Genomic DNA, 16,625 nt, shown 5'->3' with positions numbered 1-16,625 from the left:
CTGTGCGTCGACCACGCGCATCAGGTAGATCATCCACAGGTGTTTGCCCTGATCCCACGCGCAGTGATAGTCGACGGTCATGGCGTCGGGATTCGCGACCGTCCGCGTGTAGATGTCGGTGGCGTCGCCGAGTCTGTCCGCCGCCAGCCACAGTCCCGGCTCATCGGTCGGTGTGAATCCGCGGAGACTGTAGGTCCACTCCTCGAGAGACCTTGTGTCGGAGAGCCATTCGTAGAGTTCGCGAGGCGGTGCGTCGACGTATCCCTGCACCGGACAAAAGTCGCCGTAGATCTTGTCGTGCGGATAGACCGACCGCAGCATGTCGAGAATGATCGGTGTGGCGGTCTGTGGTGGGTGTGTCTCGATGCGGGTCAACCCGTCGAGCTCGGCGGCTTGCCTGCCGAGGTCGGCCAGCGGTGTGGTCTCGATGGTCATCGGAGTCCTCTCTGCAGAAACGGTAGGAACGGTGGTATTTCGTCCGGATCGCAGTCGACGACGAGTGCGTTCGGCCCTGTGGCGGAGAAGAGTTCGGCAGCGTCGGCTCTCAGTTCACCCAGGTCGCCGGGATGGCGGACCTCGATGTTGGAGAACATGGCCGCCATGCCGCGTGCGATGTCGGTTGGTCTGAAACGGTTCACGCTCGGAGTGTCGGGAAAGTACAGGCTCTCCCGTGTGACACACATGCCGTGCGCGTCATTGTTGAGGATGACAAGAGTGACCGGCGCTTCGTACTCGACGGCGGTGTGAAACTCCATGCCGTGCATGAAGAAGGCGCCGTCGCCCGCGACGATCACCGTCCTCCCGTCCGCTGCCGGTCCGATCGCCGCACCGATTCCTGCCGCGATCGCGTAGCCCATACCGCCCATACCGAGAGCGACTGTGAACCGTCCGTCGGTGACCGGCGTGAGGTAGTGGATCGCGGCCGCGCCGACGTTGCCTGCGTCGGCAAACAAGATCGCACTCTCGGGAAGGGTGTCGGCGATCGTATCCATGATCTCTCGCAGGCGGGGAAGCAGAGACTCGGGAACCGTTGGGGTGTCGAGGTATTCGATTCCGACAGTGGGCAAACTCCGCTCGTCGACTCCCAGCCGGTCCAGTTCGGCGTCGAGGTACGCCAGCGCATTCGGCAGCGAACCGACGATCGACGTGCCACGGGTCGGGCGTGCGCTGTGGCGTCCGATGTGCACGATCTCGAGGTCATCGAGCGCCGGGTCGAGACCTCCGCGATCGGTGGCGCTCATGCGGCAGCCGATACTGACACAGATCGACGCCGACGTGAGTGCTTCGCGCGCAGACGGATGCCCCATGACGCCGGTGATGCCCGCGTGTCCTGATCGGGTGTCGGTGGTATCCGCTCCGCCGGGCGACGCAACGATCGTCGCACCCAGCCGAAAAGCCAGCCTTTGCACTGTGTTTCCCACGCGTACCCGTGAGGCCTCGTCGCCCAGCCAGAGGCAGATGCGTGCACCGTCTGCGACCGCGTCAGCGAGGTGTCGCGCGAGCGTGGTCAGTTCGTCGGTGTCGATACGTCCGCGGTCGACACGCCCGTTGTCGGTTCCCGGCGAGTGGGGTGGCTGATACGTGTTTTCCCACATCGACTGCGATTGCACGTCTTTGGGGATCACCAGGGCGGCGGGCAATCCCCGATCGAGGGTGTCGAACGCTGATTTCAGCGCGGGCCCGAGCTCGGTTGTATGCGTGACGAGTTCGGCGTGGCCGGTCACCGATCGCAGCACGCCCATCAGATCGATCGTGTCAGGTGCGTCGAGCATGTCCTGGAACGCGCCCCGGGCGGTGAGCGCTGTCGGTGCGACGCCGATCACGGCAAGCACCGGAACCCTGCTGTCGTACGATTCGGCCAGTGCCGGAACGACATTCATCGAACCTCCACCGGAGGTGGTGACGACCATCGACGGCGAGTCGGTCATCCGCGCCACCCCGTCGGCCATCGCTCCCGCGGCGAACTCGTGCTTGGCGACCACCGTGGGCATGCCGAGTCGTGCCGCGGCGTCGTACACGTCCTCGATGTTCGCGCCGTGCACGCCGAAAACGTGGGTGACTCCGCGCTGTTGGGCACTCACGAGGACGTGCTCCGCGACATTCTGGCGACCGGTCATGATGCCAGCGTGCCCTCGGGCACCTGAAGGTTGGCTGAAACCGGCTCCTGTCGATTCTGGCGACGACGCAATAGACTGACGTCCACGACCTACCAGCGACCCGATCGGTGGTCGAACGTGCATTGGATGAGTTCGTGACCGTAACCAGACGTCTTCGCAAGCGAATCAGTGGTTTCGGTGTCCGTGCGCAGCTCACGATCGTCTCAGCGGTCATACTCGTCGTCGCACTGGTTCTCAGTGGGGGAGTCATGTTGTTGATGCTGCATCGCGAGAACACAGCGCAGATGTACCGCGCGACGGGTCGTCAGGCGTATCAGATCGCCACCGCGGTCAACCGTGGTGGCGTGTCGGCAGTTGATCCCGACGATCTCACTCCCGGCGCGGGTATCGACCTCACACAGGTCGTTGACGACAGGGGAGTGGTGGTGGCTGCGTCGCCCGGAGCTCCTCGCTCGCCGATTCGGTTGGCGAGCCACTCCACTCCCGACGAATCGACGGCACGCTACGCCGACAACGTCAGTGTTCCCGGGTACGGCGACGAGTTCTGCGCGTCGGTGAGTACGGCCTATCACGACGGTCGCGAGTACACGATCCTCGCGCTCGACAAGGCAACCGGCATCAGGAGCAGCGAGTGGACGACCGCGACGCTCATGGCGATCGAACTGCCGATCATCGTGGCACTCGGAGCAGGTGCGGTCTACCTGCTCGTCGGTCGGTCGCTTCGGCCTGTCTCGCGTATCACCAAGCAGGCCAACGAGATCACCTCCACCGAGCTCGAGCAGCGAGTTCCCGTGCCGACGGCAGACGACGAGATCCGCACGCTCGCGGTCACCGTCAACAGCATGCTCGGGCGACTCCAACGCGGGCGGGAGTCGCAACTGCGTTTCATCGGCGACGCGTCGCATGAATTGCGAAGCCCACTGACGACATTGGTGGGTTTGCTCGACCTTGCCGACGACACGTCGACACCGATCGATGTGGAGACCGTCCGCACCATACTCCTGCCCGAGGCGCGTCGGATGCAGACCATGGCAGAAGATCTCCTCCTGCTGGCACGCGCTGACGAACGGGGTTTGACAGTCACTGCCGGCGATGTGGACCTCGACGACGTGGTCGTCGGCGAGGTCGCACGGCTGCGTGCCATGGGTGCTGCGAAGGTGACCGCACACATTGTGCCGGTTCGAGTCTCAGGCGACGCAGAGATGATTCGACGCGCCGTGCGCAACCTCGTCGACAACGCCGCCAGGCACAGCGATTCGGCGGTGTGGGTCTCAGTGCACTCCGATGAATCGAATGCGGTCATCGCGGTCAGCGATGACGGGCCCGGCATCCCAGCCGACCGACGATCGGTGATCTTCGACAGGTTCTCACGACTCGACGTCGATCGTCAGCGTGACTCGTCGGGAGCCGGTCTTGGCTTGGCAATCGCGTACGAGATCGCGCGGGCCCATGGTGGTTCGGTCTCAGCCGTCGACGGCAGACATGGCGGCGCTACCGTCGAACTCGTTCTGCCACTAGGGCACTCGTCTGATGGTTCCGGAGAAGCAGGGAGCCGTTCAGAGTGCGATCAGACGGTACCCGGCGCCGCGGATCGTCTCGATGGACGCGATCCCGAACGGGGCGTCGATGCGCTTGCGTAGGTAGGCGATATAGACCTCGACGATGTTCGGGTCACCGTCGTAATTCTCGTCCCACACCGATTGGAGAATGGCTTGTTTCGACATCACCCGACCCTGGTTGCGCAACAGCAGTTCAAGCACTGCGTACTCGCGGGGAGTCAGGGCAATCGGCGTCCCATGGCGCGTCACGACGTGTTGGGCGGGATCGAGACACAGCGATCCCGCCGTGAGTATCGCAGGCCGCTCGCGCTGACCGCGTCTGGCGACGGCCCGTAGATGGGCCTTCAGTACGACGACGGAGAACGGCTTGACGAGGTAGTCGTCGGCTCCGAAGTCGAGTGCCTCGGCCTGGTCGTACTCGCCGTCTTTCGCCGACAACATGACGATCGGCACCCACTGCGACTGTCTGCGCAACTCTCGGACGACCTCATAGCCGTTGAGGCCGGGGAGCATGATGTCGAGCACCACTGCGTCGAATTCCTCGTCAACGGCACGCTGTAGCGCCTGCGCGCCGTTGTGCAGGACCGCCACGTTCCACCCATCGCTGACCAACACTCGACGAATGGTCTCGGCCGCCCGCACGTCGTCGTCCACCACCAACACACGCACGTCGGTCATCGCCCTTCTCCACGATGCTCACCCACCGCGGCTTCCGGCGTCGCCATCAGAAAGGACCCCGATGCGTCACCGCACATTGACCCGACCCCGTAACAATTCGACCCTACTCCCGGTACGTGGACCACGATCGCTTCCGCTGCAGTCTGCACTGCGGCTGCGAGCCGACCCGGCGCAGTTCGCAGAGAATCTGCGTGCCGACTACGGCGACATCGCCTTCATCACGGTGCTCGGGCGCAACATCGTCATCGTGCAGGGTCCCGAGGCGCTCGGCGAGTTGGTTCGCGACGCCGACCGCGCGTTCCGCAACGAGCCGGTCTACGGATTCGCGCTGGGCACACTCTTCGAACGCGGAATCCTGCTGATGGATACGGAGGAACATCGCAAGCATCGTCGAATCATGCAGGCGGCATTCACCGCCGACCGTCTCGCCGGCTACCAGGATCAGCTCAATTCGCTTGCCGCTGAGGCCACGATGCGATTCACTCGCGGACCCGACGTCGACATGCGTACCGAACTCAAGGCGATGGCACTCGACGTCGCGTTGGAACTGTTTGTCGGCGAAAAGCTTTCGCGCGACGACGCCGATCGGATGAATGCGGCGTTCGTCGATCTCATCGAGGCGGGCAGTGCGCTGGTTCGGGTTCGACTTCCCGGCACCATGTGGGCGCGTGGGCATCGTGCGCGCGGCGTCGTCGACGAGTTCTTCAGTGCCCTTCTGCCCGCGCGGCGCAGCGCGGATGGGCCGGACCTGATGTCGGCGCTGTGCCACGCACGCGACGACGACGGCTCGCAGCTTTCCGACCAGCAGGTCGTCGACCACATGCGATTCATGCTGTTCGCCGCTCACGACACCGCAACCATAGCGATGACGTCGATGGCTTACCGGTTGGGACGTGACGCGCGGTGGCGCGCACGCGTCGTCGACGAGGCGCAACGCCTCGGTGAAGCGCCGTCAGCAGCCACGCTGAAGCAGTCCGACGTCTATCAGGCGGTGTTCAAGGAGTCGCTGCGGCTGCGGCCGCCGGTTCCGGTGATCCCTCGTGCGGCGATTGCGGACACGTCGATCGGTGGCCACTTCATCCCGAAGGGCACATTTGTCATCGCGGTCAGCGCGAGCAATCACCGGATACCCGAAATATGGCCGCGGCCAGACTTTTTCGTCCTGAGCGATTCATGCCGGAGAACGCGGAGCGACGGCATCGGTTGGCATGGGCGCCTTTCGGCGGCGGTGCGCACCAGTGCATCGGCATGAACTTCTCGTATCTGGAGGCGGCGACTGCGATTCACCACATGGCCCGACGGCTCGACTGGACGGTCGACTCCGACGACTACGAGCGTCGCGACGTCGCTCTGACAGCGAATGTGGGCTTCAGCGCCGCGGTCACCGACGCGCGAGAACGATCCGACACGCGTAGATAGCGATACCGATGACGATCACCACGAGGCCCGAGATCACCGAGGCGCGTGGAAGTGTGCATGCGAGTACAACGCAGCCGACGAGGCCGACGACGCAGAAGATCAGAGGTGGGCGCCGCTCGACGCGCGAAAGCGTCATGGCCGACGCGTTCGCGATCGCGTAGTACAGCAGGACTCCGAACGACGAGAATCCGATCGCGCCACGGACATCTGCGGTCGCGGCAACTATGGCGACAACTGCACCGACGGCGAGTTCGGCGTGATGCGGCACGCCGAAGCGCGGGTGAACCTTCGCCAACGTCCGTGGCAGGTGTCCGTCGCGCGACATCGCCAACGTCGTTCTGGAGACGCCGAGGATCAGCGCGAGCAGGGAGCCGAGCGCTGCGACAGCGGCGCCGACCCGAACGACAGGAGTCAGCCAGCCAGCGCCTGCGGCCTGAGTCATCGCGGCCAGCGGCGCTGTCGCCGTGGCGAGTCCCGATGCGCCGAGCGTCCAGAGTGCAGTTGCCGCGACGGTCGTGTAGACGACCAATGCGATCCCCAACGCGACGAGGATCGCTCGAGGAATGATGCGTGCAGGCTCCCGCACCTCCTCGCCGAGCGTCGCGATGCGCGCGTAGCCGGCGAAGGCGAAGAACAGGATTCCCGCGGACTGCAGTGTCCCGGTGACTCGTGCGTCCGAGCGGACCCCGAGTGAGTCGACGCTGCCCACGTCCGACGCGAGCGTCGTCACGACCACCACGGTGAGGACCATCAGCACCACGGCGACGATCGCGCGTGTCAGCCACGCCGATTTCTGCACTCCGACGTAGTTCACCGCGGTGAGCGCGACAACAGCGGCGACCGCCACCACGTGTGCATGTGCAGGCCAGGCATAGAGCCCGACGGTCAGCGCCATTGCGGCGCACGACGCCGTCTTGCCGACCACGAACGCCCACCCCGCGAGGTATCCCCAGAAGTCACCGAGCCGCTCGCGGCCGTACACGTACGTCCCACCGGAGACCGGGTAGACGGCCGCAAGTCGCGCCGACGACGTCGCGTTGCAGTAGGCCACAACAGCGGCGATGACCAGCCCGATCAGCAGCGCCGATCCGGCTGCGGCAGCTGCGGGTGTCAGCGCAACGAAGATCCCGGCGCCGAGCATCGAGCCGAGGCCGATGATGACGGCGTCGGACATGCCGAGCCTGCGGTGCAGCGTCGGGTCAGTCATGGGTCGATCGTGGTCGAAGCATGGTCGAGACTCTCACCGGAAGGTGAATGGCAGGTGGCGTGCTATTCGACGACGAAGACCAGGGCGCCGCTGCGGTTCAGCTCTGAGCGCTGATACGCACCACTGTTCGTCCAGTCGTCTTGCCCGCCTGTATCTCGGCGAGCGCGCCGTCGAGATCGTCGACCCCGATCTCGGTGGTGAGTCGATCGAGATGCGCTGGGCGCAAGTCGCTTTCGAGGCGTGCCCAGACCGACCGGCGGAGCTCGGGCCCGATCAACACGGAGTCGATTCCGAGGAGCGCCACGCCGCGCAGGATGAAGGGCATCACGGTCGTGGGCAGGTCGGCACCACCGGTGAGACCGCTCGCAGCGACCGAGCCGCTGTGGTTCATGGTCGACAACACGTGGGCGAGCGTCTTGCCGCCGACACAATCGACTGCGCCCGCCCACTGCGATTTACCGAGCGGACGAATCTTGGTGTCGTCGTCGACGAGACGGCCGACCACCGACGTGGCGCCAAGATCGGTCAATAGCGCTGCGGCGTCGGACTTTCCGCTCGACGCGGTGACCGAGAACCCGAGTGCGCTGAGCAGATCGACACTCACCGAACCGACACCGCCACTGGCTCCGGTGACCACCACGGGGCCGTCGTCGGGGGTCAGTCCGCGGTCGAGAAGTGCGACAACACTGAGTGCCGCGGTGAAGCCTGCCGTGCCGATGGCGGCGGCTTCGCGCGTCGAGAGAGTGTCGAGTCGTACGACCTGCGCAGCGGGTACCCGTGCATAGGCGGCGTAACCGCCGTGTTGCGCGGTTCCGATCGGACCGCCATGTGCCACAACGCGATCGCCGGGGTTGAAGTCGAGTGTCGACGATGCGATCACCTCGCCGGCGAGGTCGATCCCCGGCACGATGGGATAGTCGCGCACCACGCCGCCGCGCGGTGTGACAGCGAGTGCGTCCTTGTAATTGACGCCGGAGTAGTCGACGGCGATCGTCACCTCGCCGTCGGGCAGTTCGGTGGCGTCGAGCTGCTCGCTCGCCAAGGTGATTTCGCCGTCGGACTCACGGGCCATCAGGACGGTGAACTGATCGGGCAGGGTGCGCGTCATTGTGCTCCTCGGATCGTCGTGGGTCGTCGAAATCCAGCGTAGGTCAGAGCAATCCTCCGATGTCGCCTGCGGCGAGCAGACAGATCAGCACCGGAACCAGATGGGTCGGGGCGATCCCGTAGTCGTTGCGACCGACTTTGGTGACGATCGACGCCGCGGTCAGGATCTTCAGGTGGTGGTAGAGCTGACCCGATGTGCCGAAGTCGCCCGACTCCTGCAGATGTGCGACCGAGGCATTGCCGCGTGCCAGGATGCGAACGATCTCGACGCGTGCGGGATGGCCGAGCGCGGCGAACACGTTGGCGGTCGTCTCCGGCGCGAGATCGAGCGTCGCGTCGGACGAATAGGCGATGTTCCAGGTGACGGGTCCGGCGAGGTCGACGCTGCCCGAGTAACCGAGCATTCCTGACCGGCCCTCGGCGGCTGAGTCCTCTTCGGTGTCCACGTGATCGCTCGCGGTGAACACTGCCGCTTCGAGGCGCGCGACTCGGGCTGCGAGGTCGTCGGATGGATCACTGCTCACCCCAAGCACCGTAGCGCGTGTCCGACGTCGCGATCGGTGATGGCTGCGAGCAGCAGTTTCTGATGGGTGAACTTGTCGGCTTCGACGTCGCGCCGGGAGACTCCGCGGACCATCAACGTGCCGGTCCCGAGTCCGCCTTCGGGAGTGCGGTACTCGAAGACCTCGGTGATCACCCCGGGAAGACTGCCGCCCTTGAATCCGAGCACCGAGCCGTCGGGCATCGGTCCCTGGTATTCGAGGTGGTGGCGCGCAAGCTTTGCGCCAGGGCCGAATGAACCGTCGGCAAAGCTTGTCATCAGCGCGTTGAGCGCGTTCGACGTCGCCTCGAGATGCGAATCAGTTTGTGGTCGAAGCGGATTGGCGATAGCGAGGTAGGTGTCGAAGAGGCTCGGTACCGGACCGGTGAATCCGTAGCGCATCATGACGGCGCGTAAAGCGTTGTCGCCCAGTATGTTGCGAAGCAGGTCGGGCGCTGCGGAGTCGGAGAAGCGGATCATCACGTCGGCGAGTTGGCTGTAGGTCACCGTGGCTGAGGGGTCGAGCGGGATGCCCTCGTGGGCGGGGATGCGGAGGTAGTCCAGCGCTCGAACATGTGCGCCGCCGTCGAGCGGGATGTACCAGCGCTGCCAGTCCGCGACGGGAATACGCGCCTCCGGGTCGAGCCGGCCGTCGGCAACTGCCTGCGCGTACGCCGCGAGATGGATGAGTTTGATCGACGACGCCGCGGGGAACGGGACGTCGGCGTTGTGTGTGATCGGGTCGCCGTCGAGGGGTCGGACGGTCAGCGCGTAGTTGCTGCGATGCGCAGCGAGGTACCCGATCCAGCCGGGCACGGACGTGACATCCGGCTGGTCGGGCCGAGCGCACACGGTGGTGGCGGAAAGGGGCCTGGCGTGGGCATACGTAGGGGTGAAGAGACCCACGGCCACGGCGAGAACGAGTGCGAGGTAAGAAGCGGAACGCATCGAAACTCCTCAAGTTCGTAAGTACGTAATTACGAAACTATCGACAGATTGGTGTCGCCGCAACCCGGAGTTATCGACTGTCAGGCCCACGACAGGCGACGGCAGGGCCGTGTAAGAGCGGCTCCCTAACGTCAGTGTCAACAAATCCTGACTACTGATAGGAGGTGCTGTCATGGCAACCACCACTGATGCCGCTGCGCAGAAATCGTCGCGCACCTATACGTCGCTCGCCGCAGCAGCTATACCGCTCGCTGCGCTCTGTCTGGCCTTCTTCGTCGAGATGGTCGACAACACGCTGCTCTCGATCGCCCTGCCGACCATCGGTCGCGATCTCGGCAGTAGCACCACTGCGCTGCAGTGGATCACCGGCGCGTACTCACTTACTTTCGGTGGGCTGCTGCTCACCGCGGGGTCGATCGCCGACAGGTTCGGTCGACGCCGCGTCCTGATGATCGGCTTGGCCGCGTTCGGGCTGCTCAGCCTGCTGGTCATCCTCGTCAACTCGACGGGTGAGCTGATCGCGCTGCGAGCCGCACTCGGCGTCGCCGCCGCGATGATGGCCCCGATCACCAACTCGCTGGTTTTCCGTCTCTTCGACGACAAGACGCTGCGGATGCGCGCGATGACCGTGATGATCGTCGTCGGCATGGCCGGATTCGTGCTCGGCCCGATCCTTGGTGGTTCCGCGCTTGCTCATGTGCGTTGGGAGTGGCTGCTCGTCGTCAATGCGCCGATCGCGCTCATCGCCGGCATCGGCATTTGGTTCGGCGTCGCGTCGGATCGTCGTGAAGACCTCACCGACTACAAGCTCGACATCCCGGGAGCGCTGCTGAGTATCGCGACGATCGGTCTCGCCTGCTGGTCGCTGACGAGCGGCGTCGACCACGGCTGGGCGTCGGCGATGACGCTGGCGTCGATCATCGGCGCGGTGGTCGCAGCCGCGGCATTCGTCTGGCATGAACGGCGAAGTGCCGCGCCGATGTTGAATCTTGCGCTGTTCCGCAACGGCACCGTGCGCGGTGCGACGATCGCCCAGGTCGGCAGCGCAATCGCGATGGCGAGCGTGATGTTCGGGCTTATCCTGCACTTCCAGTACGCCTACGGCTGGAGCCCGATGAAGGCCGGTCTGGCCAACTTGCCGATGATCGCGACGATGCTCCTCGCTACACCGCTGTCGGAGGCACTGATCACCCGCTTCGGTCACCGGATGACCTGCTTCATCGGCGCGATGGCTCTCGCAGTGGGCACCGCGGGTCTCGGCTGGGGTGTCACGCACGGATACCTCGCGATCGCGATCTTCATGGTCGTGATGACCTTCGGACTGCGGACCGTCATGACGATCTGTGCGATCGCACTCGTCGACGCGATGCCCGAGAATCAGACGTCGATCGGCACCGCGCTCAACGACACCGCGCAGGAGGTCGGCAGCAGCGTCGGCACGGCGATCGTCGGCACGATGCTCGCGACGCTCGTGGCGGCGCACCTACCGGAGGGGACGTGGACCGCGGCCTTCACCGATACGTTTTTCCACGGGGAGAGCATCACGTATGTCGTGCTGGGGATCGTCGTCGGCGTGATCGCGGGCATCGGAGCCCTCACGCTGACCAACTCCCGCAACGCCGAGGAAGCTCACTAGGTTTCGTCGTGCCTCAGTTGTGCCGTACCCAGGTGTCAGATGGTGGCACCTGGGTACGGCACTGTTTGTGAACCGGTCCGAGTGTGTCCACAGATCACGGAGCGCGGCGTCGTACAGAGGCTCCGAGAGCCCACACTGCTGTCCATGACCGCCCTGCCGGCGCCACGGCCATCGCTAGAACGTACCGACCCAGAACGTATCGACCCAGAACGTATCGAAGCAGTACTCGACGAACAGGACGGCGTCATCGCGCGACGCCAGGTCATCGAGGCGGGATTCTCGGCGCCGTACCTTCGACGCAAGGTGCGCCGCAGGGAGTGGGTAGCGGTGTCGGCCGGCATCTACGTCAACCACACCGGACCCCTGACCGCTTCAGAGCGCGCGTGGGTCGCAGTTCTCGAGGCCTACCCTGCGGCGCTGAGTCACCGCTCGGCGATCGCGGTCGGCGATGCGATCGGTGCGGAACCCATCCACATCGTCGTCGATCGGAAACGCCGGGTGCGTCGACGTCCCGGCGTCGTCGTCCATTACGGAACCCGTCTCGACGAGCGAGTTGCCTGGCACCTGCGGCCTCCGCGGGTGCGACTGGAGGAGGCAGTGCTGGACGTGGCGGCCGACGCGTCGTCGACGACGAGCCTGATCGCCTGCCTCGCCGACGTCGTCTCAGCGCGTAGAACCACTGCCGACAGGCTGCTTGGTGCTCTGCAGAGGCGCCCACGGATGCCGTCGCGCGAGTATGTCGTTGGCGTCCTGCGCGACGTACGCGACGGTACGTGCTCGGTTCTCGAGCACGGTTACCTGACGAAGATCGAACGTGCACACGGACTTCCGGCACCCGTGCGGCAGGCGCCGACGTCAGTGGGGCGAAAAGGGTTTCGCGATGTCGAGTACGAGGACTTCGGGCTCATCGTCGAACTGGACGGGCGCCTGGGGCACGATGGGCCGCAGGCTCGCGACCGCGACCTCGAACGCGATCTCGACGCCGCGGTGGATGCCGATCAGAAGACGGTGCGCCTGGGGTGGGGCCAGGTCTACGACAGGCCGTGTGCGACGGCGGCCAAGATCGCACGCGCTCTCCGGAAGGCGGGGTGGCCGGGAACGCTCACGCGGTGCCCGGACTGCCCGGAAGTGCCGTATCCAGGAGTCGATATGTGACTCATGGATACGGCAGTGGGTGCCTTCGCAACACATCACCACGTCAGCGGCGAAGATCCCAATGGTCGAGCCGGTAGCGGACGCGGCGTGGGCTTGCCGTCGAACATGATGGGGATCACCGGTTCGTCGATACGGCCGAACGGGCCGTCGACTGTCGCCAGCCCGATTGACCGTGTGCCCCAGTCGATGTCGGAGTTGGCGCCCGACGGTCCGAGAGATTGCACCCAGGTGCACACGCGCGCGAGTCGCACGCGCACCCTCCATGAACCGCCCTCGGACTGTCGACGGCGCAGTGCGGCAACGATTCCCGTCGCGCCGAGGTAAGCAGCCAGATAGTCGTTGAGGAGGTGTGTCGGGGGTAGTGTAGGCGGTCCTCCGCGCCCCTCTTCGAAGCTGAAACCGGTTGCTGAACAGGCAAGTTGATCGAAGCCGCCGCGATCTCCCCACGGCCCGTCGGAGCCCCAGCAGTGGTATTCGACGACGATGATGCCCGGTCGTCGCTGCGCGAGGTGCTCGGCATCGAGGCCGTGGCGCTCTAGGCCGCGGTAGGCGTTCACGAAGACGTCGCCCTCGGCGATCAGATCGGTGAGTTCTTCCAACTGGTTCGGGTCGCGAACATCGCAGTAGGCGTTGCGTTTTCCGCCACCGGTGAGCGCGGGCATGGGGTGCGGGTCGACGAGGTCGGGTCGGGTGACGTGCATGACGTCGGCTCCGAAAGCGGCCAGTAGTTCGGTGCTCACCGGGCCGGCAATCACATGGGTCATATCCACAACTCGAACGCCGTTCAGCGGCGGCCATTCTCGTGGTGCGGTGAGGGATTCGGGTTCGGAGTCGTCGATGCGTTCCAGGTCGATGACCGGTCGTCGCGCGACGTCGATGCCCACCGGCGACGCGGCCCACTGTTGCGCGGTTCGTGTTGCGGCCGCAACGCCGCCCGCCGCAACCACGGCTTCTTCGAGGGCAACGGAATTCCATGTGAGAGCGGCCTGCGCGATTCGCTCCTTTATCGGCGGGCAGTCCAGGACGGAACAGACAGCGTCGCGTTGGTGCGGAAAGGTGGTGATCAAGAACGTCCAGGCGTCGGCAGTGCGATAGAAGTCGTTGTTGCGCAGTGCTGTTGGGTCTTCTGCGACCGATCCGGTGGTTTGACCGTTGATCGTGGTCAGGTATGCGGCACGCAACTGGTCGACGGCGTCGGAGACACTCACGGATACTTCCGGGCCGTCACCCAGCGCTGCGATCTGGGCGCCGAACGCCGCGATCGCCGCTGCCGATGCGTCGCCGATTCGGTGGGGTGATGAAGTGATCGGGTCGGCTCCGGAGATTCGCGTTGGACCGACGTCGGTTCCGGTGAGCGCGGTCAGGCCGTCGACGATGTCGGAGACGCGAGGCGTGGTGGTTGGCATGTCTCCAATCTTCGCGTCGCGCTAGCACCGCCGGTGAGTTTCCGAATATACGTAAGATGTCGGGGTGGGTGGACAACGCGCCGTCGTGCGAGCCGACCGGGTACTGGAAGAGGTCGCTCGCGCGTCGAAACCGTTGTCGCTGAGCGAGATTGCGCGCTCTATGGGCGCACCCGTGTCGTCGACGTCGGATCTGCTTGATGACCTGGTGTCGTGTGGATACCTGGTTCGATCCGACCGCAGGTACCGTCTGGGTCCGCGCCTGATGACGTTGCGGCTGATCGCGGCCCATGCCGATGCGCCGCCGATCGACTCCGATGGGCTTGCGGCGCTGGCGGAGTACACAGGTCTGCCGGTGGCGCTTGCGGTGCTCGTCGGCTCCGACGTCGTGTATCTCGGGAGCGTCGGTGAGGTGTCGGAGTATGCAGAAGCGGTAGTCGGGGAGTACCGTCCGCGGCCACTTCTTCGGACAGCGGCCGGGCGTGCGTTCCTGGCTTTCGTCGACGACGGTGAGCGCGACCGGCTGTTGGCGATTCACGCCGGACCGGCCGACGCCGTTGGTTTCCGTCGTGAGGTTGCCTCGATTCGACGTCGCGGCCATGCGATCAGCGACGGGCTCGCCGATCCCGAGATCCGCGCTGCGGGTGTTCCGGTGTTCGAGCGCGGGCTGTTGGTCGGCGTCGTCGTGATCGTAGGCCCCCGATCAGTGTCCGGGCGTGCGAACCTCGTGGACCAAGCCGCGACCAGGGCCGCGACGTGGATCGGGACTCGATGACAGGAGCGATCACGCACTGAGGCGTTGCCGGTACATCTGCATGCGCGTGGACCGAGTGATCACTCGAGTAGTTGGTGGGCCTCGAGGTCTTGTCGCGGTTGACGCAATCGGGATCATTGTCAGGCGCGCTCGGGATAGACACCGCACCGCGCAGGCAGCAAGCTTTGATGACACAGCCTGTGGTTTGGGTCACGATAGCGCCGAGTCTGACCCTCTGTCACACCACGGAGTACACAGCCGGAGCGGAAGGACCGAACGATTGCAGCCCACTGCGTACCCGCTCACGCCGGTTTCCCGGTTCGACACCGAATCGGCTACGTTCCGCGAGGTCGAGGACTGCTCTCGTTGCCGATCGTCGCCGAGTCGTTGTCGCATGCGCTGATGTCGGGATTCCTCCTGGCCCCTCGCCATCAGTTCTCCGAGCAACTGCACAGCGCGGAGGCCGCGGCCCCGCCCGCGTCGATCCAGTTGGTACGTGACCGCATCGCAGAACGTCTCAGTGGTCCGATTCCGTTGACCGAACTGGCCGCCGAGACCGGCCTCGGCGTCCGGACCATCCAGCGCGGATTTGTCGAATATTTCGGTGTGACGCCGTCGGAGTACATCCGCAATGCCCGATTGCGCCGGGTCCACGCCGAATTGCTCGCAAGCCCCGCAACCACGCTTGTCGCCGAGGTCGCCTCCCGCTGGGGCTTCGGTCATCTCGGTCGATTCTCTGCCCACTATCGACGAATGTTCGGTATTTTTCCTTCGGAAACACTACGACGTTGAACAATACCGCGCTCCCGTACTGAGCCATCACCGCACTCCCCGGAGCAAATATCGGGTCTATTCGTCGTGCCCAAAAACGTCGCACAACGGTGCGCCAAGAAAGGAAATGAAATGACAACGGTTCGGACAGCTGTACTGATCGACCGCTCGGCGGATGACGTCTGGAAGGTCGTCACCGACGCAGGAACGATCAGCGAGTGTTTTCCCGTGGTCGAGGAGTCGGAGATGACCGACGACAATCACCGCGCCGTCGTTCTCCAGGGTGGAGTGAAGCTGTTCGAGGAGATCGTCACCAACGACTCCGATCTTCGTCGGTTCCAATACCGGGTTGTCAGCGGCGATCTGGCGCTGACACATCACCTCGGAACGATCGACGTGCATGACGTGGAGGGTCGATCACCCGTCGTCTACAGCTGCGATTTCACGCCCGCCGAGTTCACTGATCTGTTCGTCAACGGTACCGAAGGTGCACTCACGGGCCTCGCAGAGAATCGCCGCGTACCTCACCGCCGGACTCGGCACCACCGCCGGGTCGCTGGGCAACACGATGAAGCAGTTCGTCGACAACCCGGATCAATGGGCCCTCATGCGCGACGACCCGAGCCCTATTCCCTCGACGATCCTGGAGGGCGTCCTGATCGCTTCGGTAGTCCAGTGGTTCACCCGCGTCACCACCCGTGACGACGAACTTGACGACATCCTCATCCCGGAGGGCACACGCGTGCTGCATTCGTACGCGGCCGGCAACACCGATGAGCGGTACTAACCCGATCCCATGCGGTTCGATATCCGTCGCAACCCGCGCGACACCCTCGCCTTCGGCTACGGTCCGCACACGTGCATGGGAAAGCCGTTGTCGAACATGGAGATGACCGCACTGTGGACCGAGCTCGCCATGCGGGTCGACCGGATCGAGCCAGCGGGAGAGGTCCGTCGGCACAAGAACAATCTGATCCGCAGCCTCGAGTCGCTGCCGGTTCGTGTTCACGCGAGGTGAGGGCGATGGCAAAGATCACGTTCTCGTTCGAGGGTGCGGAATGGGTAGTCGACGCACCGGAGGGCTCGTCCGTCATGCGGGCCGCGGTTGCCCAAGGCGTCGAGGGAATCATCGCCGAGTGTGGCGGGAACGCGATGTGCGCGACCTGCCACGTCTATGTCGACCCCGACTGCGGCGCGGCAGCGGCGGTACCGTCGCTTTCGACGAGGAGGACGACATGCTCGACTACGCGGGGAGTGAACGGCGACCCGAAAGCCGGCTCTCGTGTCAGATCTCCGTTACCGCAGAGCTCGACGGTCTTATGGTGGAGGT

The 16,625-nt window shown here is 64.9% G+C and carries 15 protein-coding genes and 3 pseudogenes; 10 read left to right on the top strand and 8 right to left on the bottom strand.

Translation table 11 applies throughout. The features are described from left to right. Together B3T59_RS09330 and B3T59_RS09325 are read right to left on the bottom strand one after the other, a co-directional pair. On the bottom strand, positions 1-435 hold a 435-nt coding region (locus B3T59_RS09330; RefSeq protein ID WP_287002088.1), incomplete at its 3' end, for an SRPBCC family protein. Further along, positions 432-2,117 (bottom strand): thiamine pyrophosphate-binding protein, encoded by a 1,686-nt coding sequence (locus B3T59_RS09325; RefSeq protein WP_287002087.1) that lies wholly within the window; start codon positions 2,115-2,117, stop codon positions 432-434. The genes B3T59_RS09330 and B3T59_RS09325, both read right to left, overlap by 4 nt. Before the next feature lie 134 nt (positions 2,118-2,251). Between B3T59_RS09325 and B3T59_RS09320 the strand changes: the two genes are divergently transcribed. Next, positions 2,252-3,757, top strand: a complete 1,506-nt coding sequence (locus tag B3T59_RS09320; RefSeq protein WP_287002086.1) for a sensor histidine kinase — start codon at positions 2,252-2,254, stop codon at positions 3,755-3,757. On the opposite strand, the gene B3T59_RS09315 is transcribed toward B3T59_RS09320, so the two are convergent. After that, on the bottom strand, positions 3,674-4,354 hold the full coding sequence (locus B3T59_RS09315; protein WP_287002085.1) for a response regulator transcription factor: 681 nt from the start codon (positions 4,352-4,354) through the stop codon (positions 3,674-3,676). The genes B3T59_RS09320 and B3T59_RS09315 overlap by 84 nt on opposite strands. Here B3T59_RS09315 and B3T59_RS09310 point away from each other — a divergent pair. Continuing rightward, a pseudogene (locus B3T59_RS09310) lies at positions 4,299-5,773 on the top strand (cytochrome P450). The gene B3T59_RS09315 and the pseudogene B3T59_RS09310 overlap by 56 nt on opposite strands. On the opposite strand, the gene B3T59_RS09300 reads toward B3T59_RS09310, so the two are convergent. The 4 genes from B3T59_RS09300 to B3T59_RS09285 form a co-directional block, all read right to left on the bottom strand. Continuing rightward, a complete protein-coding gene (locus tag B3T59_RS09300) occupies positions 5,736-6,980 on the bottom strand; it encodes an APC family permease (RefSeq protein ID WP_287002082.1) in 1,245 nt (414 codons plus the stop codon). The pseudogene B3T59_RS09310 and the gene B3T59_RS09300 sit on opposite strands and share 38 nt — an antisense overlap. 97 nt (positions 6,981-7,077) lie before the next feature. Next, positions 7,078-8,088 carry an acryloyl-CoA reductase gene (locus B3T59_RS09295; RefSeq protein ID WP_287002081.1) on the bottom strand — a complete coding sequence of 337 codons (1,011 nt, stop codon included), beginning with the start codon at positions 8,086-8,088 and terminating at the stop codon, positions 7,078-7,080. 43 nt (positions 8,089-8,131) lie between these two features. Beyond that, on the bottom strand, positions 8,132-8,611 hold the full coding sequence (locus B3T59_RS09290; RefSeq protein ID WP_287002080.1) for an ArsR/SmtB family transcription factor: 480 nt from the start codon (positions 8,609-8,611) through the stop codon (positions 8,132-8,134). Continuing rightward, the gene (locus B3T59_RS09285; protein ID WP_287002079.1) at positions 8,608-9,576 is read right to left on the bottom strand and encodes a serine hydrolase; all 969 of its coding nucleotides are present in this window, start codon (positions 9,574-9,576) and stop codon (positions 8,608-8,610) included. Before B3T59_RS09285 ends, B3T59_RS09290 begins: the two co-directional genes overlap by 4 nt. Before the next feature lie 172 nt (positions 9,577-9,748). Here B3T59_RS09285 and B3T59_RS09280 point away from each other — a divergent pair, with 172 nt between their 5' ends. Both B3T59_RS09280 and B3T59_RS09275 read left to right on the top strand, forming a co-directional pair. Continuing rightward, positions 9,749-11,212, top strand: coding sequence for an MFS transporter (locus B3T59_RS09280; protein WP_287002078.1), 1,464 nt, complete (start codon positions 9,749-9,751; stop codon positions 11,210-11,212). 39 nt (positions 11,213-11,251) lie between these two features. Further along, positions 11,252-12,367 carry a hypothetical protein gene (locus tag B3T59_RS09275; RefSeq protein WP_287002077.1) on the top strand — a complete coding sequence of 372 codons (1,116 nt, stop codon included), beginning with the start codon at positions 11,252-11,254 and terminating at the stop codon, positions 12,365-12,367. A 35-nt stretch (positions 12,368-12,402) separates the two neighbouring features. Here B3T59_RS09275 and B3T59_RS09270 read toward each other — a convergent pair whose 3' ends face one another. Continuing rightward, the gene (locus B3T59_RS09270; RefSeq protein ID WP_287002076.1) at positions 12,403-13,773 is read right to left on the bottom strand and encodes a CoA transferase; all 1,371 of its coding nucleotides are present in this window, start codon (positions 13,771-13,773) and stop codon (positions 12,403-12,405) included. A gap of 64 nt (positions 13,774-13,837) precedes the next feature. Here B3T59_RS09270 and B3T59_RS09265 point away from each other — a divergent pair, with 64 nt between their 5' ends. The 6 genes and pseudogenes from B3T59_RS09265 to B3T59_RS09240 form a co-directional block, all read left to right on the top strand. Next, positions 13,838-14,545 (top strand): IclR family transcriptional regulator, encoded by a 708-nt coding sequence (locus tag B3T59_RS09265; RefSeq protein WP_251722787.1) that lies wholly within the window; start codon positions 13,838-13,840, stop codon positions 14,543-14,545. A 345-nt stretch (positions 14,546-14,890) separates the two neighbouring features. After that, complete coding sequence (locus B3T59_RS09260; protein ID WP_064903728.1) at positions 14,891-15,316, top strand: helix-turn-helix domain-containing protein; 426 nt, start codon at positions 14,891-14,893, stop codon at positions 15,314-15,316. 111 nt (positions 15,317-15,427) lie between these two features. Next, a pseudogene (locus B3T59_RS24595) lies at positions 15,428-15,730 on the top strand (SRPBCC family protein); the annotation flags it as partial. 52 nt (positions 15,731-15,782) lie between these two features. After that, positions 15,783-16,082 (top strand): hypothetical protein, encoded by a 300-nt coding sequence (locus tag B3T59_RS09250; protein WP_064903732.1) that lies wholly within the window; start codon positions 15,783-15,785, stop codon positions 16,080-16,082. A 9-nt stretch (positions 16,083-16,091) separates the two neighbouring features. After that, positions 16,092-16,313, top strand: coding sequence for a cytochrome P450 (locus B3T59_RS09245; protein WP_064903734.1), 222 nt, complete (start codon positions 16,092-16,094; stop codon positions 16,311-16,313). A gap of 5 nt (positions 16,314-16,318) precedes the next feature. Then, positions 16,319-16,625 (top strand): annotated as a pseudogene (locus B3T59_RS09240) (2Fe-2S iron-sulfur cluster-binding protein); the annotation flags it as partial.

It is taken from the genome of Gordonia sp. UBA7860 (assembly GCF_002500165.1).
GTDB classification, from domain to species: Bacteria; Actinomycetota; Actinomycetes; order Mycobacteriales; family Mycobacteriaceae; genus Gordonia; species Gordonia sputi.
This window is presented reverse-complemented; position numbering and strand designations above follow the sequence as displayed.